Genomic DNA, 23,988 nt, shown 5'->3' on the forward strand with positions numbered 1-23,988 from the left:
CCCGGCTGAGAGGCTGAGGCACGCGGCCCCGGGTGACCCGCTCCGTGCGGGTCACCCGGGGTCCGGTCTGTCACGGCCCGCCTAGCCCGTCCGACCACAGGTGGAGAGATGACCACGACCACGACCGAGCTCACCGGCAGCGGTGCAGCTCCCGACGCCGCCCCGTCGGCGTCGGTCAAGCGACGCGGTGGCGGGGGAGGCCTGGGCAGTTATCTCCTGATCCGCTTCCTGCTGATCTTCCCCACGGTGTTCATCCTGGTGACGACCGTCTTCATCCTGATGCGCTCCACCGGTGACCCGATCACGGCGGCGCTCGGGGGCCGGCTGACCGGTGAGCAACTGGCCGAGCGGGTGCACGCCGCCGGCTACGACCGGCCGATCCTCACCCAGTACTGGGAGTACCTGGGCAACGTCTTCACCGGCGACTTCGGGACGACGATCAGCGACAACCGCCCGGTGACCGAGGTGCTGACCACCTACGGCGCGGCCACCCTGGAGCTCGCCTTCTACGCACTGCTGGTGGCCTTCGTGGTCGGCATCCCGCTGGGCCGGCTGGCGGCCTACTTCCGGGACAAGTGGAGCGACGCGACGCTGCGGGTGTTCGCGATCCTCTGCTACGCCACCCCGGTCTTCTTCTTCGGCCTGCTGCTCAAGCTGATCTTCGCGATCCAGCTGGGCTGGCTGCCGGTCGCCGGCCGCGCCTCGACCGGCGCGGAGATCCAGCTGGAGAGCATGGACGGCGCGACCGGCATCTTCCTGATCGACGCCATCAAACTGGGCGATCCGGAAGTGATCTCCGACGTCCTCCAGCACGCGATCCTGCCGGCCATCGCGCTCGGCCTGCTGACCGCGGGCATCTTCCTGCGCCTGGTGCGCACCAACGTGATCGGCACCCTGGGCATGGGCTACGTCGAGGCGGCGCGCTCCCGCGGCGTCCCCGAACGACGGCTGCTGAAGAAGCACGCGTACCGGCCGGCGCTCATCCCCATCATCACGGTGATCGGCCTGCAGATCGCGCTGCTGCTCAGCGGGGCGGTGCTCACCGAGACGACCTTCGAGTGGAAGGGGCTGGGCTTCCAGCTCACCGAGTACCTGAAGGCCCGCGACTTCGTCGCCGTCCAGGGCATCGTGGTCCTGCTGGCGGTGATCGTGGCGGTCACCAACTTCATCGTCGACGTGATCGCCGCGCTGATCGACCCCCGGGTGAGGTACTGATGGCCACCGTCGCCACACCACCGGACGCCACACCTCCGGGTGCCGCGGCCGCCGTCGCCGGCCGGCGCCGCGGCTGGCGCAGCCTGCCGCTGATCCGCCAGCTGCACCAGAGCGTCGGCCTGCAGCGCGGCATGCTCGTCGCGGGCCTGGTGCTCAGCGGCATCTTCGTGCTCACCGCGATCCTCGCCCCGCTGCTGGCGCCCTACGAGTTCAACCAGCTGCGCGACCCGTCCGGCCCGTTCGGCGCGCAGCAGCCGCCGTCGTCGGAGCACCTGCTGGGCACGACCGTCGGCGGCTACGACGTGCTGTCGCGGGTGATCTGGGGGTCCCGCACCGCGCTGTACGTCATCGTCATCGCCGTTCTGCTCTCGATCTTCCTCGGCGTGCTGCTCGGGCTGCTCTCCGGCTACTTCGGTGGATGGCTGGACCGCGTGCTCGTCGTCATCTGCGACGCGATCTACGCCTTCCCGTCGCTGCTGCTCGCGATCGTCATGGCGATCGTGATCAGCGGCGGCCAGTCGAGCCTGTGGGGCGGCATCATGGCCGCGGCCATCTCGATCACCGTCATCTACGTGCCGCAGTACTTCCGGGTGGTGCGTGCGGAAGTGGTGCGGATCAAGGCCGAGGCGTTCGTCGAGTCGGCGAAGGTCATCGGCGCCGGCCACTGGCGGATCATGACCCGGCACGTGCTGCGCAACTCCACGCGGACGCTGCCGCTGATCCTCACCCTGAACGCCTCCGAGGCCGTCTCGACGCTGGCCGCGCTCGGCTTCCTCGGCTTCGGCATCGAGCCGACGTCGGCCGCCGAGTGGGGCTTCGACCTCGGCAAGTCGCTGTCCGACGTCACGAGCGGCATCTGGTGGACGTCGTTGTTCCCCGGCCTCGCCATCGTGCTCGTGGTGCTCGGCCTGACACTGGTCGGCGAGAGCCTCAACGACCTGGCCGACCCGCGGCTGCGCACCCGCCGCCGGGGCGCCGACGTGCCGCCGGACGCCGTCGACGTGTCCGTCGTCCCGGGCGGGCCGCTCGGCGCCGGCCCCGCCGGGCTCGACGGCCTGGAAGGGCCCTCCGAAGGGGAGTGGAAGCAGTGAGCGACGTCGTCGACATCGACCGGCTGTCGGTCAGCTTCGCGACCGACGCGGGCACGGTCGCCGCGGTCCGGGACGTCAGCCTGTCGGTCGACGCCGGCGAGGTGCTGGCGATCGTCGGGGAGAGCGGCAGCGGCAAGACCGTCACCGCGCGCAGCATCCTGGGACTGCTCCCGGAGACGGCGACGACCCGCGGCGCCGTGCTGCTCACCAGCAAGGACGGCGGCAGCACCCACGACGTCGTCACGCTGACCGGGGCGCGCCTCGGTGAGGTACGCGGACGGGACGCCGCCATGGTGTTCCAGGAGCCGTCGACCGCCCTCAACCCGGTGTTCCCGGTCGGCTGGCAGATCGCCGAGGGCCTGCGCGCGCACGGCAAGTACAGCCGCAAGGAGGCCCGCGCCAAGGCGATCGACGTCCTCCGCCGGGTCGGCATCCCCGACCCCGAGCATCGCGTCGACCACTACCCGCACCAGTTCTCCGGCGGCCAGAAGCAGCGCATCGTCATCGCGCAGGCCCTGGTGCTCGACCCCGGCGTGATCATCGCCGACGAGCCCACCACCGCCCTCGACGTGACGGTGCAGGCCGAGATCCTCGACCTGCTGCGTCGCTGCCGCGACGAGTTCGGCACCGCGATCGTGCTGATCACCCACAACATGGGTGTGGTCGCCGACCTCGCCGACCGCGTCGCGGTCATGTACCAGGGGCGGATCGTCGAGGAGGCCGACGTCCGCACCCTGTTCTCGGCGCCCCAGGACCCCTACACCCAGCAGTTGCTGGCCGCGGTCCCGCGGCTCGGGCAGGGCACCGCCCGCACGCGGGAGCGCGCCGCGGCGCGGCCCGAGGGCTGGCAGACGGCGCCGCCCGTCGTCACCGCCACCGATCTGCGGATCGTCTACCCCGGCCGGCTGCGGCAGCCGGACTTCGTGGCCGTCGACGGCGTCAGCTTCTCGATCCGGCCCGGCGAGGTGCTCGGCCTGGTGGGCGAGAGCGGCAGCGGCAAGACCACGATCGGCCGGGCCATCGCGGGCCTGACCAAGGTCAGCGGGGGATCGCTGCAGGTGCTCGGCTCGGAGATGAACGGCGTGAAGGAGCGCTCGTTCCGGCCGGTGCGCAAGCGGATCGGCTTCGTCTTCCAGGATCCCGCGTCTAGCTTCAACCCGCTGCTGACCATCGCCGAGGCCGTCGCCGAGCCGCTGGTCGTGCACAAGCGGGCCGACGATCCCCGGGCCGCCCGCGCCCGGGTCGACGAGCTGCTCGAGGCGGTGCAGCTGCCCCGGTCGTTCGGCGACCGCTTCCCCCACGAGCTCTCCGGCGGTCAGCGTCAGCGGGCCAGCCTGGCCCGCTCGCTCGCCCTGAACCCCGAGCTGCTGATCGCGGACGAGCCGACGTCGGCCCTCGACGTGTCGGTGCAGGCGAAGGTGCTGGAGCTGTTCGACGAGATCCAACGCGAGTTCGGGTTCGCGGCGCTGTTCATCAGCCACGACCTCGCCGTCGTCGACCTGCTCGCCGACCGGATCGCCGTCCTCTACAAGGGCAAGCTGGTCGAGGAGGGCACCGGCGCTGAGGTGCTGGGTGCCCCGCAGCACCCGTACACACAGCGGCTGCTGGCCTCGCTGCCCGTGCCCGACCCGGACGAGCAGGCGGTGCGGCGGGGCGTCTGGAACGAGCTGCGGTAACTCAGTCGAGGACGACGTCCGTCCCCTCGCGGGTCGCCCGGCGCACGCGCAGCCTGGCCAGCTTGCCGAACGCGGCGACGAGCTGCGTGTAGACCGGCGTCGGCCCGTGGTAGCCGAGGAAGCCGCGCGGCCCCTCGACCATCTCGCCGGTGCGGACGTCGTACCGGCTCTGGTGCCAGGGGCACACCAGGCAGCCGTCGGCGTCGAGACTGCCCCCGGCGAGGTCGGCCAGCTGATGGCGGCAGCGCCGGGACACGGCGAAGTACCGGTCCTCCCCGCGGTTGCCCACCGCCCACTCGCCGTGGCCGCGGACGATGCCGGGCGGCAGGTCGGCGGCGGGGATCCGGTCGGGCTCGGGCACGGAGCGGCTCCTTCTGGGACGGACGTCGGCTGACCGCCCCTACCCACAGCCGGCCGCCGGGAACTCCGGACGTCGTCCGCTCGTGCGTAGAGTCCGGACGTCCCCATGGGACGCCCACGCGCATCGGAGGTTCCAGTCGTGCGACGGCTGTCTGTCGTTCTCGGCCTGTCGGCCGTCCTGCTCCTCGCCGCCGGCGGCCCGGCGCTCGCCGATCCCCCGTTCGGTGTCTCCGGCCGGGTCACCGACCAGTCCGGGGTGCTCAGCAGCAGCGAGAAGGCCGACGTCGAGACGGCGATCGACCAGCTGCAGAAGAACGAGGGCATCAACGAGTACGTCGTCTTCGTCAACTCGTTCGAGGGCCTCAGCGGCAAGCAGTGGGTGGCGCAGACCGCCGAGCAGTCCGGCCTGGGCGCCGACGACGTCATGCTCGCCGTCGCGACCGGCGGCGAGCGGCACTACGGCGTCCACCCCGGAAGCGCCATCGACACCGGCAAGCTCAACACGGTCGTGATCGACGACGTCGAGCCGAAGATGGCGTCCGGCGAGTGGGGCGGCGCGGCGATCGCGCTGGCCGACGGGCTGGGCGGCGGGTCGACCTCGGGCGTCTCGTCCGGCGCGGCCACGCTGGTCGTCGTCCTGGCGCTGATCCTGGTCGCCGGCGGCGGCTACCTGTTCTTCCGCTCGCGCAGCCGTCGCCGTCAGCGCGAGACCCCGGCGATCGAGCGGCACCAGCCCGTGGACCCCTACGCCGGGACGCCGACCGACCAGCTCAACTACCGGGCCAGCGCCGCCCTGCTGGACCTCGACGAACGGTCGCGCGCCGCGGGGACGAACCTCGACATCGCCCGCTCCTACTTCGGCGAGGAGGCCGTGCCGGGCTTCGACCGCGAGCTGGCGACCTCGCGCGACGAGCTGGCCCGGGCGTTCACCATCCGGCAGGAGCTGGACGACGAGATCCCCGAGGACGAGCCGACCCAGCGGCGGATGCTCGCCGAGCTGCTGAAGCTCACCGGCTCGGCCGGCGAGCGGCTGAAGAAGCAGGCTGCCGCCCTCGACGAGCTGCGCGAGCGGGAGCGGACGGCGCCGCAGGTGGTCGAGGACCTGAGCCGGCGGATCGCGGATCTCCAGCAGCGGCTTCCGGTGCAGGAGCAGAAGCTGGCCTCGCTGCAGAGCCGGTACGCCTCGGCAGCGGTGACGTCGGTGGCGCAGAACGTGCGCGAGGCCGGCGTCCGGCTGGACGCGGCGCAGCAGGCGGTGGACCTGGCCCGGCAGGATCAGGCGGCCGGTCAGGCCGGCCGCTCGGTGGGCCGGCTGCGCGGTGCGGAGGATGCCGTCGGCCAGAGCGCGACGTTGCTGGACGCGATCGACCGCATGGGCACCGACCTGGCCGCGGCCGAGGAGCGGCTGCCCGCGGTCCGGGCGGAGACCGAGAAGGACCTCGCCGAGGCACGCTCCCTGGTCCAGTCGGGCGACCGCAGCGGTCTGCAGCCGCAGATCGCCCGCGCCGAGGCGGCGCTGACCGCCGCGGACGCCGCCCTCCGGCCGGCCGACGGCTCGGCGGGCGATCCGCTGACGGCACTGCGGCACCTCGAGGAGGGTGACCTGGCGCTGGAGCAGGCGCTGTCGGTGGCGCGGGACGCCCAGACCCAGGCCCGCCGCGCGGCGGAGCAGCTCGACCAGGCGCTGCTCACCGCCCGGTCGACCACCGCCGCCGCGGCGGACTTCATCAGCACCCGGCGGGGTGCGGTCGGCCCGGAGGCGCGGACGCGGCTGGCCGAGGCGCAGCGGCACCTCGACGCCGCCGAGGGCATGGGACGGAACGACCCGGCCGCTGCGCTGGGCGAGGCCCGGCAGGCCGACCAGCTCGCGCAGTACGCCCTCGAGGTCGCCCAGCGCGACGTCGGCCAGTGGTCGCAGCAGACCGGGTACGGCGGCTACGGAGGCGGCTACGGCGGGAGCTGGGGCAGCGGCTGGGGCGGCGGCTACGGCGGTGGCTGGGGCGGCCGGCGCGGCGGGATGAGTCCGCTCGGCGCCGGGCTCGGCGGGCTCCTGCTGGGCGGCCTGCTGTTCGGCGACCACGACAACCACGGCGACTGGAGTTCCGGCGACTGGGGCGGCGGCGGTTTCGGCGACTCCGGCGGCGACTTCGGGGGCGACTTCGGCGGCGGCGGCGACTTCGGCGGCGACTTCTGACCGTCCACGGGCGGGCGCCTCTGGGAAGTGTCGGTGCCCGGTGGGACGGTTCCCCTCCCTACTGATGGAGGAGGAGCCATGCCCACACGAGACACACCCTGGCCGAACGGCACGCCCTGCTGGGTCGACTACGGCGCGGCCGATCTCGACGCCACGAAGCGCTTCTACGCCGATCTGCTCGGCTGGGAGTACACCGGCGGCGAGCCGGAGTTCGGGGGCTACCTGACGGCGACCAAGAACGGCGAGCAGGCGGCCGGTCTCGGCCCGCAGCAGGACCCGCACGACCCGCCGCGCTGGACGACGTACTTCGCGACGGACGACGCCGCCGCCACGGCCGCCCGCATCACCGAGGCCGGCGGCACCGTGCTCGTCGAGCCGATGGAGGTGGGGCCGATGGGCACGATGGTCATCGCCCTCGATCCGCAGGGAAACCCGTTCGGGCTCTGGCAGGCGGGCATGCACACCGGTTTCCGGATCGTCAACGAGCCCGGTGGTGTCACGTGGAACGAGGCGGCCGTCGACGACCCGGACGCGGCCCGGGCCTTCTACGGCGCGGTCTTCGGCTTCCGCTTCGACGAGGTGCCCGAGTCCGGCGGCTACACCACCTTCGCGACCGAGGACCGGCCGCTGGGAGGTCTCGGCGGCCACCAGCCCGGATCGCCGAAGGGCTGGACCACGTGCTTCTCGGTGGCATCGACCGACGCGGCCGTGGCGGCGGTCGATGCGGCCGGCGGCAGGGTGACGATGGCGGCCACGGACACCACGTTCGGCCGGTTCGCCGTGGTCGAGGACCCGTGGGGCGCGGCGTTCTCCGTCATGGAGTCGACGCAGGCCTGATCGTGGCGCGCCTCGGCGTCGCTGCTTCCCCGGCGTGCCAGGGTCCCCGCATGCTGAACCGGCGGGCGGCCCTGACCGCCGGCGGGGTCGCGGCCCTCGGGCTCGCCGGCATCGGTGCGGTGCAGCCGTCGGTCCACCGGTTCGTCCTCGACCTCGTCGATCCCGAGCCGGCCGCGCCGGCACCGAGGTCCGCCGCCGGCCCGCACGCCTCCGGCGTGCTGCGGGGATCAGCCCCGCAGCTGGCCGTACACGTGCTCGGGCCGGAAGCGGACGACGAGCCGGCGGTCCGCCACCATGGCGGCGCGGTACTCGTCCCAGTCGTCGTGCTCGCCGTTGATGCCGCGGTAGTAGGTGACCAGCTCCTCGACCGTGTCGTCGTGCGGGTCCGCGGCGACCGGGGTGAGGTCGGCGGTGCCCTCGACGGCGATCCAGGTCCAGAAGTCCTTCGAGGCGACGTGCAGCGTGACGCGCGGGTCGCGCTCGAGGTTCCGGGTCTTGGCGCGGTCGGCCGTGACCGAGACCCGGATCAGCCCCGACTCGGAGTCGTAGAAGTACCCGACGTTCGACACCTGCGGTCGGCCGTCGCCCTTGATCGTGACGAGCACGCCCCAGGAGTTCTCGGCGAGGAAAGCCAGCATCTTCTCGTTCACCGCTGCCGTCCTCGCGCCTTGAGCGGCACCGGCGGCAGCGGCGGGGCCTCCAGCCGGTCGCCGTCGTATCCGACGACCGCGCCGAAGCGTCCCGACTCGGCGTTCCACTGCTCGGCGTAGTCGGCGATCTCCTCACCCGACCGGCCGACGAAGTTCCACCACATCACCAGCTGCTCCTCGAACGGCTCGCCGCCCAGGAGCAGCAAGCGGGTGGGCTCTTCCGCACTCAGGCGGAGCGTGCGCCGTCCGGTGCCCAGGTAGAGCATTGCGCCGCGGTCGAGCGGCGCACCCTCGACGGTTGCCGAGCCGGACGAGGCCAGCAGCCCGTACTCGAACTCGGGCTCCAGCGGCAGCTCGACGTCGGCGCCGGCGGTCAGGTCCAGGTCGACGCCCACCAGTGGCGTGTAGGCGATCCCCGGCGAGGTCGCGCCGCCGAAGGAGCCCATGAGCACCGTCGTGGTCAGGCCGTCGGAGGTCCAGCCGGGCAGGGTCGCGTGGTGCTCGAAGGCCGGCGCGGTCTCGCGGTGGGCATCGGGCAGGGCGACCCACAGTTGCGCGCCGTGCAGGAACCGCGGGTGTTCCACCGGCGACTGCTCCGAGTGCGCGATGCCGTGCCCCGCCGTCATCAGCGCCAGCTCCCCCGGGCCGAAGCTGACGTCGCTGCCCAGTGAGTCGCGGTGGTGCACCGCCCCCTCGAGCAGCCACGACACGGTCTGCAGGCCGGTGTGCGGGTGCGGCGCCACCTGCATGCCGGCGGACGCGGCGACGTCGTCCGGACCGTAGTGGTCGACGAACGCCCACGCGCCCACCAGCCGCCGGCCCAGCGTCGGCAGCAGCCGGCGGACGCGCGTGCTCTCACCGAGCAGCACCTCCTTGCCGGGCAGCAGGTCCAGGACCGGCCGGGCCGAGCTGGCCTCCAGCCCACCCAGGACCTGTGCTGCCGGACGACGGTCGAGATTGCTCACGGGCGCACCCCCTACTCGGACGTCTGGCCAGTCTCGCCCCGGACCGCGCCGTGCGGAACGTAGGAGGCGGGAATGGAACCGAGTCGTCCGGCCTGGAAGTCGGTGAAGGCGTCCATGACCTCCTGGCGGGTGTTCATGACGAACGGTCCGTACATGGCAATCGGCTCGCGGATCGGTGCGCCGCCGAGGATGACGACGTCCAGCGCCGGCGTCCGCGACTCCTGCTTCACGGCACCGTTGATGGTGATCGTGTCGCCGGGGCCGAAGACGGCGAGCTGCCCGGTGCGCACCGGCTGGCCGTCGATGCCGACCGAGCCCGCGCCGGAGAGGACGTAGACCAGCGCGTTGAAGTCGGGCCGCCAGGGCAGGTCGAGGGTGGCGCCGGGCGCGACGGTGGCGTGCACCATCGCCATCGGGGTGTACGTCGAGCCCGGCCCGGTCTGGCCGGCGACGTCCCCGGCGATCACCCGCAGGAACGCGCCCGCGTCGGGGCTGGCCAGCAGCACCGACTCGTCGGCGCGCAGGTCCTGGTACCGCGGCTCGACCCACTTCTGCGCCTGGGGCAGGTTCACCCACAGCTGCAGTCCGTGGAACAGCCCACCGCTGACCACGAGCGACTCCGGCGGCTTCTCGATGTGCAGGACGCCGCCGCCCGCGGTCATCCACTGGGTGTCGCCGTTGCTGATCGAACCGCCGCCGCCGTGGGAGTCGGCGTGCTCGAAGGTGCCGTCGATGATGTAGGTGACGGTCTCGAAGCCGCGGTGCGGGTGCCAGCTGGTGCCCTTCGGCTCGCCCGGCGCGTACTCGACCTCGCCCATCTGGTCCATGTGGATGAACGGGTCGAGGTCGCGGAGGTCGACGCCCGCGAATGCGCGGCGGACCGGGAACCCCTCGCCCTCGAAGCCGGACGGCGCGGTCGTGACCGAGCGGACCCGGCGGCGGACCGTCCCGGGTGCGGGCACGGGGACGCGCGGAAGGGTGGTGGTGTCCTCGACGGTCACGGCAGGCATGCCGGCCTCCTTTGTTGAGATCTCAACTACTGAGGACTGTAGCGCTGCCGACCCTCGAAGTCATTCCCCCGGACTTTCTGTACACGAAGTCCCGCCCCGACAGGGACTTCGTGTACAGAAAGTCCCCGGGGTTTGGGGTTCCGGAGGACGGGTCAGCTCTCCACGATGGAGCCCGAGTTCGCCCTTGCCGGCCGCCTGGGCTGTCCGAAACGGATGGTGTTCGGGCCGTGCGGTGGAGTCCGGGACGACGGCCGCTGCGAGCTGGCCGACCATTCGTGCGTCTTCCTCGACACCCCACTGGTCCGCTGGTCCGAGCCGCCGGTGCCACCCGCCGCTCCACGTCAGCCGCCCATGGTGCTCGCCGACCTCTCCGTCACTCCCTTCGACGGTGCCTCCGTGCGGCGCGTCGTCGGCACCCTGGCCCCGGTCTCCGACGGCCTGCTCGTCGGCGAGCACGCCAACCGGCCGGACTTCCCGCCGACCATGTTCGCCGCCGAGGTGATGGCCGCCGGCGGCCGCGTCTGGACGACGCTGGCCTGCCGCGACCGCAACCGCGTCGTCCTAGAGCAGGAGCTCGCGGGCCTGGCCGCGGTCGGCGTCGACGGTGTCCTGTGCGTGACCGGCGACGGCCGCGGTGCCAGCGTCCGGCACGGGGTCACGCAGGTGTTCGACCTGGACGGCGTCCGGCTGGCCGCCCTGGCCGCGGGGATGGGCCTGCCGGTCGCCGTCCCCGAGTCTCCGGAGGCGCCGCCGGTCGACCTGCGCCCCGCACGGGTGGTCGAGAAGCAGCGGGCCGGCGCCCAGCTCTGCGTGCTCAACCATGTGAGCAGTCCGGCCCGGGTCGCCGAGTTCGTGACCGCGGCCCGCGCAGCCGGGGCGACGCTGCCGTTCGTCGCCGGGGTCGCCGTCTACACCGACGAGCCGTCGGCGCGGGTGCTCCAGCGCTTCCCCGGACTGCACCTGGACGACGCCGTCGTGGAGTCGGTACTGGGCGCCGAGGACCCGCGCGACGCCGGCATCCAGGTCGCCGTCGCCGAGGCGCGGGCGCTGCTGGCGATCCCGGGCGTCGTGGGGGTGAACCTGTCCGGAGCGGGATCGAGCACGGGCGTGGACGAGGGTGCCGCGGTGAAGGCCGCGATTGCCGAGCGACTGAGAGAGGTGGCATGACCGAGCTCGAGAGCGAGGCCATGGAGGCGGAGTTCGACACCGTCGCCGGATGGACCGAGGAGGCGGTGCGGGCGCTCGGGCAGGAGTACGCGATCCCGGCCGGGTGCCGAGGGACGGGCAGCGAGGCGGCGCTGCGCTGGCTGGCCGACCGGCTCGCCCTCGCCCCCGGCACGCGGATGCTGGACTCGGGCGCCGGTGTCGGTGGGCCGGCCGGATGGCTCGCGGCCGACCGTGGCGTGCGGACGGTCTGCGCCGAGCCGATGGCCGCCGCGGTGCGCGCGAGCCGTCGGCTGTTCGGACTGCCCGCGGTGGTGGCGCTCGGGCAGGGGCTGCCGTTCGCCGGCGCCTCCTTCGACGCCGCCTGGTGCCTCGGCGTCCTCTGCACCACCTCGGACAAGGCCCCGGCGCTCGCCGAGCTGCGCCGGGTGCTCGCGGACGGCGGCCGGCTCGGTCTGCTGGTCTTCGTCGCCGACGCAACCCTGAGCCCGCCGCTGCCGGAGGGGAACGCCTTCCCGTCCGAGGCGGAGCTGCTCGGCCTCCTGCGCGACGCCGGGTTCGTGCTCGAGGACTCGGCCGACGCGGACCTGGGCGACAGTCCGGAGGAGTGGACCGAGCGGGCCGACGCCGTGGACGCCGAGGTGGCACGCCGCCACGGCCAGGACCCCGCCTTCCGGCAGGCGCAGGAGAACGCGAAGCGCGTCGGCCGGCTGCTCTCCGCCGGCGAGCTGCGGGCCTGGCTGGGGGTCGCGACCGTCGTCCGGTGAGCGCTCACGTTTCAGGGGATCCTGCCGCCGGTCAGTCGGTGGCGAGGCGCGCCCAGAGCAGTTCGTCGTACCGCACGCCGTCGCCGTAGCGGTGCGACTGGCGCAGCCGCCCCTCGCAGGTGAAACCGGCCTTCTCCGCCACCCGCCCCGAGGCCACGTTCTCGACCGCGTGGAAGAGCTGGATCCGGTGCAGCCCCAGGTCGGTGAACGCCCAGCGGCAGGCCACGTCGACGGCCAGCCCCGCCAGGCCGCGGCCGCGGGCGGGCGGCGCGATCCAGTAGCCGATCTCGGCGTCCTCCTGGTCCCGATCGATCCGGTGGACGGAGATCGAGCCGAGCAGCTCGGCGCCGTCGACGAGCGCCCAGGAGGCGTGGTCGCCCAGGGTCCAGTCGCGACGGCGGGCCAGGCCGGCGACGACGTCGTCACGAGTCGCCTGGGACGAGCCGTGCCAGAGCCGGCCGCCGGGTGACTCGAGTGCCGCCCAGTAGGCGTCGGCGTCGTCCTCCCGCCACGGGCGCAGCAGGAGGTCGCCCAGGCGCAGCTCCACGGGGTCGATGGGGGGCGGGGTGTCGGCCATCCGCCGATCGTCGCGCACACTAGTGCAAAGAGAAGGTTGCAAAGAAGCGTTTGCACTCATATCCTCACCGCATGCCCGAGGAGCGACCGGTGGAGACCGCCGTCCAGGTGAGCGACGTCCGGGCGCTGCGCGCGCTGGCTCATCCGCTGCGCAGCCGCCTGCTCGCCCAGCTCCGGCTGCACGGCCCGGCCACCGCCAGCCGGCTGGGCCGCGCCGTCGGAGAGAGCAGCGGGTCGACCAGCTACCACCTGCGCCAGCTCGCGGCGTACGGGTTCGTCGAGGAGGTCGAGGGCGAGGGCACCGCCCGCGAGCGATGGTGGCGCGCCCGGCACCGGCTGACCAGCTGGCACGCCGACGAGATCGAGGCGCAGGAGGGCGGCGCGGAGGTCGAGGACGAGCTGATCCGCATCCAGCTCGACGCCCGCGGTCGGGTTCTCCGGGCGTGGCGCGAGCAGCGCGAGGTGCTCGACCCCACCTGGACGGCGGCGGCCTCGCTGAACGACCACGTGCTGCGCCTGCGCCCCGACCAGGCGCGCGAGCTGGCCGACGAGCTGAACGCCGTCCTCGCGCGCTGGATGGCTGCGCACCCCAGCGACGTCCCGGCCGAGGGCACGGAGCTCGTCGAGGTGTTCACCGACCTCGTGCCGCTGAAGGAGTACCCGCTGTGAGCGCGCCGACGACGGTGCGGTCGGCCACCCGGCGCCTGGTGGGGCTCACCGCGCTGCGCTGGCTGCCGGTGGGTCTCACGACGCCGATCACCGTGCTGCTCGCCCAGGCCCGCGGGCTCTCCCTGGCCGAGATCGGCGTGCTGTTCACCGTGCACGGGGTCGTCGTCACGCTGCTCGAGCTGCCCACCGGCGGCCTCGCGGACGTCCTGGGTCGCCGTCCTGTCGTGGTCACCGGCGCGCTCCTGCACGTGATCTCGTGCGTGGTCTTCGCGACCGCGGCCAGCTTCCCCGGCTTCCTGGTGGCGATCCTCGTGCTCGGCACGGGCCGGGCGCTGGACTCCGGCCCGGTCGAGGCCTGGTACGTCGACACCGTGCACCGGATCGACCCGGCCGCCGACGTCGCCCCGGGGCTGGCCAGGCACGGTGCGGCGGACGGCGGCAGCCTCGCCCTGGGCGCGATCGTCGGCGGGCTGCTGCCCGCGCTGCTCGGCGGCGCGGGGGCGACCGGGCTCGCGCTGCCCTACCTGGGCGCCGCCGTCCTCGACCTGGTCTTCATCGGCGCCGTCGTCCGCCTGCTCACCGAGGACCGGGCACCCCGGCGGGGCAGCGTCCGGACGTCGCTCGCGGCGGGGGCGCGGGCCGTGCCCGGAACCGTGACCGGCGCGGTGCGCATGTCGGTCACCGACGGGCCGATGCGGCTGGTCCTGCTGCTCACTGCGGTCGGTGGCATCGGGCTGGTCGCGTGCGAGCTGCTCGGCCCGGGGCGCTTCGCCGACCTCGCCGGCGGCCGCGACCACGGCGCCGCGCTGTACGGCACGGTGCTCGCGGTGTCCTTCGCCGCCGCGGCGGTCGGGTCGATGGCGGCGCCGGCGCTGCGCCGGCTGCTGCGCGGCTCCACCCGGATCACCTGTGCGGCGCTGTTCGTCCTCGGCGCGGTCGCGCTGGCCGCCGTGGCGGGGCCGGACCTCCTGTTCGTCGTCGGCACGGCGTTCGCGCTGTACTACCTGGCGCACGGCTCGGTGTGGCCGCTGCTGAGCGCCGTCCTGCACACCCGGGTGACGGCGGCGCACCGGGCGACCGCGGTCTCGGCGATGTCACTCGCCCAGGCCCTGGGCGGGATCGCCGGCAACCTCGGGGTCCCGCCGGTGGCGGCGCACCTGACTCCCGGGGCGGGCTTCGTGGTCGTCGCCGGGGTCGTCCTGCTCGGCGGGCTGGCCTGCCTCGGGCTGCCCCGGTCGACGGTCGCGGTGCCCGCGGACGGCGAGGTCGCTCCCCTCGGCGTCGTCTGACGTCTCGAAACGCGCGTGACACACGTTCTCACTAAGTTCGACCCATGGCGGACCTGTTCGACGGCTACCCCCTCGGGGAGGTCTGGGACGAGATGTTCGCCGATGCGGGCGTCCCGCGTCCGGCCTACTCGGGGCTCTACGCCGCTGTGCAGCCGATCGACGGCGAGGAGCTCGCCGCCCGCGCCGACCTGCTGAGCCAGACCTACCGCGACGCCGGGGTCACGTTCGCGCACGCGGGCGAGGAGCAGCCGTTCCCGCTCGACATCGTGCCGCGGGTCATCGGCGCCGAGGAGTGGGCGGTCATCGAGCGCGGAGTCGCTCAGCGGGTCCTCGCGCTGGAGGCCTTCCTGGCCGACGTCTACGGCGCGGGCCAGGTGTTCGCCGACCGGGTCGTGCCGCGCAACGTGGTCACCACCAGCGCGCACTTCCACCGGCAGGCGCACGGGCTGGTGCCGCCCAATGGCGTCCGCGTGCACGTCTCCGGCATCGACCTGGTGCGCGACGAGGCCGGCGACTTCCGGGTGCTCGAGGACAACCTGCGGTCGCCGTCCGGCGTCAGCTACGTCATCACCAACCGCGCCGCGATGAGCCAGGTGCTGCCCGAGCTGTTCGCCGACCACCGGATCGAGCCGGTCGCCGAGTACCCGAGCAAGCTGCTGGCCGCGCTCAAGGCCTCGGCGCCGTCGAACGTGGCCGACCCGACGGTCGTCGTCCTCACCCCCGGCGTCTACAACTCCGCGTACTTCGAACACGCGCTGCTGGCCCGCCAGATGGGCGTCGAGCTGGTCGAGGGCCGCGACCTGATCTGCGCGGGCAACCAGGTCAGCATGCGGACGACGGACGGCCAGCAGCGCGTCGACGTCATCTACCGCCGCATCGACGACGAGTTCCTCGACCCGGTGCACTTCCGCCCCGACTCGGTGATCGGGTGCGCCGGCGTGCTCAACGCCGCGCGGGCGGGGCGGGTGACCATCGCCAACGCCGTGGGCAACGGCGTCGCCGACGACAAGCTGATCTACACCTGGGTGCCCGACCTCATCCGCTACTACCTGGGCGAGGAGCCGGTGCTGGCCAACGCCGACACCTACCGGCTGGACCAGCGCGACACCGTGGAGTGGGTGCTGGAGTCCCTCGACCAGCTGGTGCTCAAGCCGGTCGACGGCTCGGGCGGCAAGGGCATCGTCATCGGGCCGCGCTCGGACGAGAAGACGCTGTCCGACCTGGCGGTCAAGGTACGGGCGCGGCCCCGGGACTGGATCGCGCAGAAGCCGATCGGGCTGTCCACCTGCCCGACGCTGGTGGGCGGGCGGATCGCCCCCCGGCACGTCGACCTGCGGCCGTTCGCGGTCAACGACGGGTCGGATGTGTGGGTGCTGCCCGGCGGGCTGACGCGAGTGGCGCTGCCGGAGGGCGAGCTGGTGGTCAACTCCAGCCAGGGCGGTGGCTCGAAAGACACCTGGGTGATCAGCCCGCCCCGCCAGGCGACGGACGTCGACGAGCCCGACCGCACCCGCGTCGAGTTCACCGCCGCCGACCTGCCCGACGAGCCGCCCGCGCAGGACCCGGGCCCGCTGGGCGACACGGTCGTCGGCCAGTCCCAGCAACAGCAGCAGCAGAAGGACCCCGTCCTTCTCGGCACTCGCAAGCTCGCGCCGAGCCTCCGGACGAGGCCGAACAGCCAGCGGAAGGGGTCCTCCTCGTGCTGAGCCGGATCGCGGAGTCGCTGTTCTGGATCGGCCGCTACGTGGAGCGCGCGGACGACACCGCCCGCATCCTCGACGTGCACACCCAGCGGCTGGTCGAGGACCCGTGGATCGACGAGCGCCGCGCCTGCTCCAACCTGCTGGCGCTGATGGGCTCGCCGACGCCGGAGAGCGAGGCCGACACCGAGCGGGTGCTGGCCACGCTCGCCTTCGACCGGGCCAGCCCGAGCTCGATCGTCGGCGCCCTGTCGGCGGCGCGGGAGAACGCCCGCGGCGCGCGCGAGGTGCTGTCGGCGGAGATCTGGGAGTCGCTGAACGTCACCCACAACGCGCTGCCGCAGCAGCGGACGATGGCCCGCCGGTACGGCCCGCACTCGCTGTTCCGGTTCGTCCGCGAGCGGTCGGCCATGGTCTTCGGCCTGGCCGACGCCACGATGAGCCGCGACGAGAGCTGGTTGTTCCTCATCCTCGGCCGGTCGATCGAGCGCGTCGACATGACCTCGCGGATCATCTCCACGCGCATCCTGGCCGGTGACGCCGCGCCGTCCTGGACCCTTGTGTTGCGCTCCACCGGCGCCTACGAGCCCTACCTGCGCACCTACCGCGGCGTCGTGAACTCCAGCCGGGCGGCGGAGTTCCTGCTGCTCGACCGGCTGTTCCCGCGGTCGGTGTTCGCCGCGCTGGAGCAGGCGGAGGCGTGCCTGGCGGACCTCGAGCGGTCGACCGTCCGGGACGGGTCGCGGATCGGCGTCGCCGGTGAAGCGCACCGCATCGTCGGCCGCGCCCGCACGATGCTGGAGTTCATGAGCCCGCCCGAGCTGCTGGCCCAGCTGCCGTCACGCCTGGAGGAGCTGCAGCGCACCTGCTCGGCGGCCAGCGCCGCGGTCACCCACCGTTTCTTCACCGAGCAGGCGCCGCAGGTGTGGGTGCCGGAGGAGGCCGGGTGACCCAGACGCAGGAGATCCAGTCCGCCCCGCGGCCCGCGGCCCACCGGTGGCGGCTGCAGGTCGTACACCGCACCCGGTTCCACTACACCGGACCGGTCCGCTCCTCCTACAACGAGGCCCGGCTGACGCCGGAGAACAGCAACCGGCAGACGACGTTGCGCTCGCGGGTGGAGATCGAGCCGGCGGCGACCGCCTATCCGTACCGCGACTACTGGGGCTCGACGGTCACCGCCTTCGACCTGCACAGCCCGCACTCCGAGCTGGTGGTCACCGGGACGTCGATCGTCGAGGCCGGGCCGGACCTCGCCGGGCACGACCGGGTCGGCTGGAGCGCGCTGGGCGCGCGGGAAGTGCGCGAGCAGTTCGGCGAGCTGCTCACCCCCACCCTGCTGACCGCGATGGACGCCGAGGTGGTGGACGCCGCGCGCGACGCCGTCGGCACCGCCAAACCGCACGAGGCCGGGGCGCTGGTCTGCCGGTTCGTGCACGACCACATCCAGTACCTCTCCGGCGCCACCAACGTGAAGACCAACGCCATGCAGGCCTGGGCGAAGGGCACCGGTGTCTGCCAGGACATCTCGCACGTGACCGTCGGCCTGCTGCGCGCGCTCGGCCTGCCCGCGCGTTACGTCTCCGGCTACCTGCACCCGAAGCCGGACGCCGCCATCGGCGAGCCGGTGACGGGGGAGAGCCACGCGTGGGTGGAGTGGTGGGACGGCGGCTGGAACGGGTTCGACCCGACCAACACGGTCGAGATCGGCCCGCGGCACGTGACGCTCGGCCGGGGCCGGGACTACGGCGACGTCCCGCCGTTCAAGGGCCTGTTCTCCGGCCCGAAGAGCGAGGGCCACACCGTGACCGTCGAGGTCACCCGGCTCGCCTAGCGGCGGTCAGTGCACAAAACGTCGCAGGGGATACTGGGGTACCTATGAGCGCACCCCTGAACCTGGTCAACCTCGAGCGGGTGCACAAGGCCCACGGCACGACCGTGATCCTCGACGATGTCTCCCTCGGGGTCGCCGCCGGCGAGCGGATCGGTGTCGTCGGCCGCAACGGCGGCGGCAAGAGCACCCTGCTGTCGATGCTCACCGGCGCCGACGAGCCCGACTCCGGCCGGGTCACCCGCCGCGGCGACCTCGCGATGGGCGTGCTGGACCAGTCCGGCACGCTGCCCGAGGGGACGACGGTCCGCGACGTCGTCCTGCCGCCGTCGATGTTCGCCGCCGAGCACGAGTGGGCCGGCGACCCCGCCGTCCGCTCGGTGCTGACCGGGCTCGAACTCGACCGCCTCGGCCTGGACGCCCCGGTCGCGCCGATGTCCGGTGGCGAGCGCCGACGGGTCGCCCTGGCGGCCCAGTTGATCCGTCCGCTGGACCTGCTGGTCCTCGACGAGCCGACCAACCACCTGGACGTCGAGGGCGTCGCCTGGCTGGCCGAGTACGTCAACCAGCGCGCCGGTGGGCTCGTCGTCGTCACCCACGACCGGTGGTTCCTCGACGAGGTCTGCACGACCACGTGGGAGGTCGCCGACGGCAACGTGCACGCCTACGACGGCGGCTACTCGGCGTACACCCTGGCCCGGGCCGAGCGCGCCCGGATCTCGGCGGTCACCGAGGAGCGCCGGCTGAACCTGGTGCGCAAGGAGCTGGCCTGGCTGCGCCGTGGCCCGCCGGCCCGCACCAGCAAGCCGAAGTTCCGGATCGAGGCCGCCCAGGCGCTGATCGCCGACGAGCCGCCCGCCCGCGACTCGATGGCGCTCAAGGGCTTCGCCGCCCGCCGGCTCGGCAAGACCGTCTACGACGTGGAGCACGTCGACTACTCGGTGCCCACCGACGACGGTCCGCGGATGCTCTTCAAGGACCTGGACTGGAACGTCGGCCCGGGCGACCGGATCGGCATCGTCGGGGTGAACGGCGCGGGCAAGACGTCGCTGCTCAAGCTGCTGGTCGGGGAGACCGAGCCGGACGCCGGCCGGATCGTCGTCGGCCAGACCGTGGCGCCGGCCTACCTCTCGCAGCACGTCACCGAGCTGCCGCCGAGGGCACGGGTGCTGGAGGCGGTGCAGGAGGTCGCGCGCATCGCGCGGATCGGCAACCAGGAGATCTCCGCGTCGACGCTGGCCGAGCGCTTCGGCTTCGCGGCCAACCGGCAGTGGACGCCGGTGGGCGATCTCTCCGGCGGCGAGCGTCGTCGGCTCCAGCTGCTGCGGCTGCTCATGGCCGAGCCGAACGTCCTGGTGCTCGACGAGCCGACCAACGACCTCGACATCGACACCCTGACCGCCCTCGAGGACCTGCTCGACAGCTTCCCCGGCACGGTGCTGGTCGTCAGCCACGACCGGTACTTCGTCGACCGCGTCTGCGACAAGGTCGTCGCGCTCCTCGGTGACGGCACGCTGGCCGAGCTGCCGGGCGGGGTCGACGAGTACCTGGCTCGCCGCGCCGCCGGGGGAGCGCCGCTGACGACGGCCGCCGGGGCGGAGACGCGACCCGTCGGGTCACCGTCGACGACCGTGTCAGCCGCCGACGTCCGCGCCGCCAAGAAGGAGGCCTCGCGGCTCGAGCGGCGGATGCTCAAGCTCGACGCCGACGAGAAGAAGCTGCACGAGCAGCTCGCCGCTGCCGCCTCCGACTACGCGAAGGCCGCGGAGCTGGACGCCCAGCTCAAGGCCGTGCACGCGGAGAAGGAGCAGGTCGAGGAGGAGTGGCTGGTGGCCTCGGAGCTCGCCGAGGGCTGACCCTCCAGCGTCCTACCTCACCATGGCGGGTCAGCTGAGCTGGCCGAGGTAGAACGGCAGCCCCTGGTCGTCGTGGCAGTGCACCGTGAGGCCGTAGGGCTGCCGCTCGATCTCCCCGGCGTCCCCGCCCGCCGTCCGCACCACGGCGACCGCGACCTCGATGTCGTCGACGGCGTACATGGGCACCATGCCGGGCTCGTCCGACCCCCCGCCGATGCCCAGCATCGGTGTGGTGCCCTCCACCTGCCAGCCGTCGGGCACGCGGCCGGGCACCGCCGTCCAGCCGAGCACCGCCTCGTAGAAGTCGCGGGCCCGGGCCCCGTCGGGCACCTGCAGGGTCAGGTACACGGTGTCGCCGGGCTTCGCGGTGGCCGCGGCGGCGGCCGGCGCGCTCTGCACCATCCAGCGGTGGCCGTAGGGGTCGATGAGCCGCCCGCCCCGGCCGTAGGGCTCATCGGTCGCCGGCCGCTCGACGGTCGCACCGGCGTGGGCGGCGCGGTCCATCACGGCGTCGACGTCGGGCACCGAGAGGTGCAGCGACACGGGGGGCTTGCCGTCCCCCGGCCCCTCGAGGCCGTACTCGGGGTAGGCGTCGGCGAGGTAGAGGGTCGCGCCGGCCACGTCGAGTTCGGCGTGACCGATGCGGTCGCCGTCGAGGTAGGGATCCCCGACGGTGTGCGCGCCGAACGCCTCGGCGTACCAGGCGATGGCTGCCCGGGCGTCGCGGACGATGAGGTAGGGCACCAGTGCGGACATCGGGGAGGCACCTCCGGAGGTGGGACGGGCGGGCTGCTGCAGGAGTGCCCGGCGCAGGCGCTCGCGCAAAGACGCGGCGAACGCCGGGTCGGGGTGGATGGGCTGGATCGGCTGCCGCAGGCCGAAGAACGGGTCAGTCATCGCTGCCCCCGGTGGAGACGTAGTCGCGGCGGAAGGCGTTGCGGGCGCGGACGAGCAGGGCCTCCGTGGCGTGCACGGTGCGCTGCAGGAGTGCGGCCACCTGCGGCACGGGAAGATCGTCGACGTAGCGCAGGGTGAGCGCGGCGCGATGCTGCGGGGACAGCCGGTCGAGGACCTGCCGGGCCCGCAGCGCGTCGAGGCGGACGTCCCAGGGGTCGTCCACGACCGCAACGTCCACGAGTCGCAGGCTGCGTCCCTCCCGCTCCTGCCGGCGCCAGTGGTCGACGAGCTTGTGCCGGGCGGTGCCGATCAGCCAGGCCACCGTGACCGGCCCTTGTGCGCGGACGGCGGCCAGGAACGTCTCGGCGGTGAGGTCCTCGGCCACAGCTACCTGCCCACAGCGGGCGAGCAGGTAGCCGTACACCTCGGGCAGCGCCCGGTCGTAGAGCGACAGCAGCCCGGGATCGGGCGGTGGTCCCACCGCGCGCGATCCCGGGCTGCTCATGTCTCTCCGTCGTCCGGGCACCAGAGTTTCCGACGCCCGCCGACGAACTTTCTAGCGCTGCGCGCGGTTGACCGCCGACACCACCGCGCGCAGCGAGGCGCTGACGATGTTGGGGTCGATGCCGACGCCCCAGAGGACGCGGTCGCCGACGGCGCACTCGACGTAGGCCGCCGCCCGCGCGTCCCCGCCGGCCGACATGGCGTGCTCGGCGTAGTCGAGCACCCGGACGTCGACGTCCACAGACTTCAGCGCGTCGACGAAGGCGGCGATCGGCCCGTTGCCGCGGCCCTCGACGGTGACCGGGACCCCGTTGTCGACCAGCTCGACCACCATCTCGTCGACCTGGTCGCCGTGAGCCGTGTGCCGGTGCCCGGCCAGCGAGAAACGGCCCCACGGTGCGTCGGGGTCGGGCAGGTACTCGCTGCTGAACGCGGTCCACATCTGGGCGGCGGTGACCTCGCCGCCCTCGTCGTCGGTGTGCTGCTGGATGACCGCGCTGAACTCGATCTGCAGGCGACGGGGCAGGTCGAGGTGGTTCTCGGTCTTCATGATGTAGGCGACGCCGCCCTTGCCGGACTGGCTGTTCACCCGGATGACGGCCTCGTAGCTGCGGCCGACGTCCTTGGGATCGATCGGCAGGTAGGGCACCGCCCAAGTCATCTGGTCGACGGTCTTCCCGGCGGCCGCGGCGTCGGCCTCCAGGGCCTTGAAGCCCTTGTTGATCGCGTCCTGGTGGGAGCCGGAGAACGCGGTGTAGACCAGGTCGCCGCCGTAGGGGTGCCGCTCGTGCACGCCCAGCTGGTTGCAGTACTCGACGGTGCGGCGGATCTCGTCGATGTCGGAGAAGTCGATCTGCGGGTCGATCCCCTGGCTGAACAGGTTCAGGCCCAGGGTGACCAGGTCGACGTTGCCGGTGCGCTCGCCGTTGCCGAACAGGCAGCCCTCGATGCGGTCGGCGCCGGCGCGGTAGCCCAGCTCCGCGGCGGCCACCGCGGTGCCCCGGTCGTTGTGCGGGTGCAGGCTCAGGACGACGGAGTCGCGGCGGCCCAGGTTGCGGTGCATCCACTCGATCTGGTCGGCGTAGACGGTCGGCTCGGCCATCTCGACGGTCGCCGGCAGGTTGATGATCGTCGGCCGGTCGGGGGTGGGCTCCCACACGTCGGTGACCGCGTTGCAGATCTCGACGGCGAAGTCGAGCTCGGTGCCGGTGAACGACTCGGGTGAGTACTCGAACAGGATCTCCGTGCCGACCATCTGCTCGGCCAGCTTGCGCACGAGTTGCGCGCCGTGGACGGCGATGTCGATGATCCCCGCCCGGTCGGAGTTGAACACGACGCGGCGCTGCAGGGTGGACGTCGAGTTGTAGAGGTGCACGATCGCCTGCTTGGCGCCGCGCAGCGACTCGTAGGTGCGCTCGATGAGCTCGTCGCGGGCCTGGGTCAGCACCTGGATGGTGACGTCGTCCGGTACCAGGTCCTCCTCGATGAGCTGGCGGACGAAGTCGAAGTCGGTCTGGCTGGCGGCGGGGAAGCCGACCTCGATCTCCTTGTAGCCCATGCGCACGAGCAGCTCGAACATGCGCCGCTTGCGGTCGGGGGTCATCGGGTCGATGAGCGCCTGGTTGCCGTCGCGCAGGTCGACCGCGCACCAGCGCGGGGCCTTCGTGGTGACCGTGTCGGGCCACGTGCGGTCGGCCAGGACGACGGGGGTGAAAGGGGCGTAGCGGTGGATCGGCATCCCCGAGGGCTGCTGGGGGTTGCGTACGTGCGGGTGCTGCTCGTTCACGGAAGGGCTCCTCTGGCGCGGGCTGGACTCAGCTCCGATGGGGCGGTCAGCAGCGCCTGGAACGCGCGAAACCCGCGGCGAGGGGGCCGACCTAGGAGAGGGCCTCGCCGCGGCTCATAAGCAGGAGGCTGCCGCGCACGGCACCACGGTAGCAGCGCCTCAGGCGATGTCGCAGTGACACCGGCAGGTGTCGGCATGCACCGGCGCGCCGGATCGGTCGTCGAGCTGGTCGCACTCGGCCGGGCAGGTGCAGGAGAACGCCTCCCGGACGTTCGTGAACTCGCCCGCCAGGAAGCGCCGTTCCCGCTCCGCCGCCCTCGCCGCCCACCGCACCCGACGCCGCTCCTCGGCCCGCTGCTCCGGCGAATCGCCGGGTTGCGGGAGCTGGTGGTCCTCCGGCGTCCCCATGGCGAGCCGGAACTCGTCACGCAGATCCCGACGCCGGTCGAACGTGTACCGCGGCCGGTCGCGCTTGTAGCGGTGCTCGCCGTGCCACCAGTCCTCGTCGCCGTACCGGGTGTCCAGGTGTGCCGGGAAGCGTCGCCCGCTCATGTCTCGCACCGCCGCGTCGCTCATCGGCCCGACCTCGCGGCCGTTGCCGTCGACGAGCGCCAGCCGGAGCGCTGCCACCTCAGCGATGCGTGCGAGAAGAGAGGTGGGTAGGTCTCGCGTGCCGGACTCGGCCTTGGCAACGGCCGACGCGCTGATACCGGCGGCCGCGGCGACCTCGCGCTGCGACATGTCGGCGCGCCGGCGCACGCGCCGGAGCGCTCCGGGCAGGTCGAACGCTGTCATGCCCGGAGCTTCCGTCGCCGGGCCTCTCCGCCGGGGGACAAGGAACACATCTGTGGACAGTTGAGCTCTGCTGACGCCGGGGGAGCAGAGCTCAACTGTCGGACAGGTAACTCGGTGGCGGCGGACTCGTGCCGGAGGCTCACGATGCGCGGCCGG

General features: G+C 73.0%; 22 protein-coding genes. 13 read left to right on the plus strand and 9 right to left on the minus strand.

What is annotated here, in order from left to right; all coding sequences use genetic code 11:
* Positions 1–108 precede the first annotated feature (108 nt).
* Genes AC2H4J_RS01215 through AC2H4J_RS01225 form a run of 3 tightly spaced genes read left to right on the plus strand, consistent with a single transcriptional unit; the run spans position 109 to position 3,982 of the window.
* On the plus strand, positions 109–1,215 hold the full coding sequence (locus AC2H4J_RS01215) for an ABC transporter permease (protein ID WP_487462997.1): 1,107 nt from the start codon (positions 109–111) through the stop codon (positions 1,213–1,215).
* Positions 1,215–2,306, plus strand: coding sequence for an ABC transporter permease (locus AC2H4J_RS01220; RefSeq protein WP_487462998.1), 1,092 nt, complete (start codon positions 1,215–1,217; stop codon positions 2,304–2,306). Before AC2H4J_RS01215 ends, AC2H4J_RS01220 begins: the two co-directional genes overlap by 1 nt.
* Positions 2,303–3,982, plus strand: a complete 1,680-nt coding sequence (locus AC2H4J_RS01225; RefSeq protein ID WP_487462999.1) for an ABC transporter ATP-binding protein — start codon at positions 2,303–2,305, stop codon at positions 3,980–3,982. Before AC2H4J_RS01220 ends, AC2H4J_RS01225 begins: the two co-directional genes overlap by 4 nt.
* Position 3,983: 1 nt before the next feature.
* On the opposite strand, the gene AC2H4J_RS01230 is transcribed toward AC2H4J_RS01225, so the two are convergent.
* A complete protein-coding gene (locus tag AC2H4J_RS01230) occupies positions 3,984–4,343 on the minus strand; it encodes a Rieske (2Fe-2S) protein (RefSeq protein ID WP_487463000.1) in 360 nt (119 codons plus the stop codon).
* A 138-nt stretch (positions 4,344–4,481) separates the two neighbouring features.
* On the opposite strand from AC2H4J_RS01230, the gene AC2H4J_RS01235 reads away from it, so the two are divergent.
* Positions 4,482–6,536, plus strand: coding sequence for a TPM domain-containing protein (locus AC2H4J_RS01235; protein WP_487463001.1), 2,055 nt, complete (start codon positions 4,482–4,484; stop codon positions 6,534–6,536).
* 78 nt (positions 6,537–6,614) lie between these two features.
* Positions 6,615–7,373 carry a VOC family protein gene (locus AC2H4J_RS01240; protein WP_487463002.1) on the plus strand — a complete coding sequence of 253 codons (759 nt, stop codon included), beginning with the start codon at positions 6,615–6,617 and terminating at the stop codon, positions 7,371–7,373.
* A 227-nt stretch (positions 7,374–7,600) separates the two neighbouring features.
* Here the strand turns inward: AC2H4J_RS01240 and AC2H4J_RS01245 are convergent, their stop codons facing one another.
* The 3 genes from AC2H4J_RS01245 to AC2H4J_RS01255 are packed head-to-tail and all read right to left on the minus strand — an operon-like array spanning position 7,601 to position 9,998.
* Positions 7,601–8,023, minus strand: a complete 423-nt coding sequence (locus AC2H4J_RS01245) for a PPOX class F420-dependent oxidoreductase (RefSeq protein ID WP_487463003.1) — start codon at positions 8,021–8,023, stop codon at positions 7,601–7,603.
* Positions 8,020–8,988: a pirin family protein gene (locus AC2H4J_RS01250; RefSeq protein ID WP_487463004.1), complete on the minus strand. Its 969-nt coding sequence runs from the start codon at positions 8,986–8,988 to the stop codon at positions 8,020–8,022. Before AC2H4J_RS01250 ends, AC2H4J_RS01245 begins: the two co-directional genes overlap by 4 nt.
* An 11-nt stretch (positions 8,989–8,999) precedes the next feature.
* Positions 9,000–9,998 (minus strand): pirin family protein, encoded by a 999-nt coding sequence (locus tag AC2H4J_RS01255; protein WP_487463005.1) that lies wholly within the window; start codon positions 9,996–9,998, stop codon positions 9,000–9,002.
* Between the two features lie 165 nt (positions 9,999–10,163).
* Between AC2H4J_RS01255 and AC2H4J_RS01260 the strand changes: the two genes are divergently transcribed.
* Complete coding sequence (locus AC2H4J_RS01260) at positions 10,164–11,165, plus strand: methylenetetrahydrofolate reductase (RefSeq protein ID WP_487463006.1); 1,002 nt, start codon at positions 10,164–10,166, stop codon at positions 11,163–11,165.
* Positions 11,162–11,929 (plus strand): class I SAM-dependent methyltransferase, encoded by a 768-nt coding sequence (locus AC2H4J_RS01265; protein ID WP_487463007.1) that lies wholly within the window; start codon positions 11,162–11,164, stop codon positions 11,927–11,929. Before AC2H4J_RS01260 ends, AC2H4J_RS01265 begins: the two co-directional genes overlap by 4 nt.
* A gap of 31 nt (positions 11,930–11,960) precedes the next feature.
* On the opposite strand, the gene AC2H4J_RS01270 is transcribed toward AC2H4J_RS01265, so the two are convergent.
* The gene (locus AC2H4J_RS01270; protein ID WP_487463008.1) at positions 11,961–12,506 is read right to left on the minus strand and encodes a GNAT family N-acetyltransferase; all 546 of its coding nucleotides are present in this window, start codon (positions 12,504–12,506) and stop codon (positions 11,961–11,963) included.
* Between the two features lie 71 nt (positions 12,507–12,577).
* Between AC2H4J_RS01270 and AC2H4J_RS01275 the strand changes: the two genes are divergently transcribed.
* From AC2H4J_RS01275 to AC2H4J_RS01300, 6 genes are read left to right on the plus strand one after another with little or no spacing between them, the layout of a single operon-like run.
* Positions 12,578–13,174, plus strand: coding sequence for an ArsR/SmtB family transcription factor (locus AC2H4J_RS01275; protein WP_487463009.1), 597 nt, complete (start codon positions 12,578–12,580; stop codon positions 13,172–13,174).
* The gene (locus AC2H4J_RS01280) at positions 13,171–14,463 is read left to right on the plus strand and encodes an MFS transporter (RefSeq protein WP_487463010.1); all 1,293 of its coding nucleotides are present in this window, start codon (positions 13,171–13,173) and stop codon (positions 14,461–14,463) included. Before AC2H4J_RS01275 ends, AC2H4J_RS01280 begins: the two co-directional genes overlap by 4 nt.
* A 44-nt stretch (positions 14,464–14,507) precedes the next feature.
* The gene (locus tag AC2H4J_RS01285) at positions 14,508–16,169 is read left to right on the plus strand and encodes a circularly permuted type 2 ATP-grasp protein (protein ID WP_487463011.1); all 1,662 of its coding nucleotides are present in this window, start codon (positions 14,508–14,510) and stop codon (positions 16,167–16,169) included.
* Complete coding sequence (locus AC2H4J_RS01290; RefSeq protein ID WP_487463012.1) at positions 16,163–17,113, plus strand: alpha-E domain-containing protein; 951 nt, start codon at positions 16,163–16,165, stop codon at positions 17,111–17,113. The genes AC2H4J_RS01285 and AC2H4J_RS01290 overlap by 7 nt, the downstream gene beginning before the upstream one ends.
* Complete coding sequence (locus tag AC2H4J_RS01295) at positions 17,110–17,997, plus strand: transglutaminase family protein (protein ID WP_487463013.1); 888 nt, start codon at positions 17,110–17,112, stop codon at positions 17,995–17,997. The genes AC2H4J_RS01290 and AC2H4J_RS01295 overlap by 4 nt, the downstream gene beginning before the upstream one ends.
* A 44-nt stretch (positions 17,998–18,041) precedes the next feature.
* Positions 18,042–19,850: an ABC-F family ATP-binding cassette domain-containing protein gene (locus AC2H4J_RS01300; protein WP_487463014.1), complete on the plus strand. Its 1,809-nt coding sequence runs from the start codon at positions 18,042–18,044 to the stop codon at positions 19,848–19,850.
* A gap of 30 nt (positions 19,851–19,880) precedes the next feature.
* Here the strand turns inward: AC2H4J_RS01300 and AC2H4J_RS01305 are convergent, their stop codons facing one another.
* The 4 genes from AC2H4J_RS01305 to AC2H4J_RS01320 form a co-directional block, all read right to left on the minus strand.
* Positions 19,881–20,747, minus strand: coding sequence for a VOC family protein (locus AC2H4J_RS01305; RefSeq protein ID WP_487463015.1), 867 nt, complete (start codon positions 20,745–20,747; stop codon positions 19,881–19,883).
* On the minus strand, positions 20,740–21,252 hold the full coding sequence (locus tag AC2H4J_RS01310) for an RNA polymerase sigma factor (protein WP_487463016.1): 513 nt from the start codon (positions 21,250–21,252) through the stop codon (positions 20,740–20,742). Before AC2H4J_RS01310 ends, AC2H4J_RS01305 begins: the two co-directional genes overlap by 8 nt.
* Positions 21,253–21,303: 51 nt before the next feature.
* Positions 21,304–23,037: a 2-isopropylmalate synthase gene (gene leuA / locus AC2H4J_RS01315; RefSeq protein WP_487463017.1), complete on the minus strand. Its 1,734-nt coding sequence runs from the start codon at positions 23,035–23,037 to the stop codon at positions 21,304–21,306.
* 159 nt (positions 23,038–23,196) lie between these two features.
* Positions 23,197–23,832 (minus strand): helix-turn-helix domain-containing protein, encoded by a 636-nt coding sequence (locus tag AC2H4J_RS01320; RefSeq protein WP_487463018.1) that lies wholly within the window; start codon positions 23,830–23,832, stop codon positions 23,197–23,199.
* Between the last annotated feature and the right edge of the window lie 156 nt (positions 23,833–23,988).

Source organism: Blastococcus sp. OS1-29 (assembly GCF_057628075.1).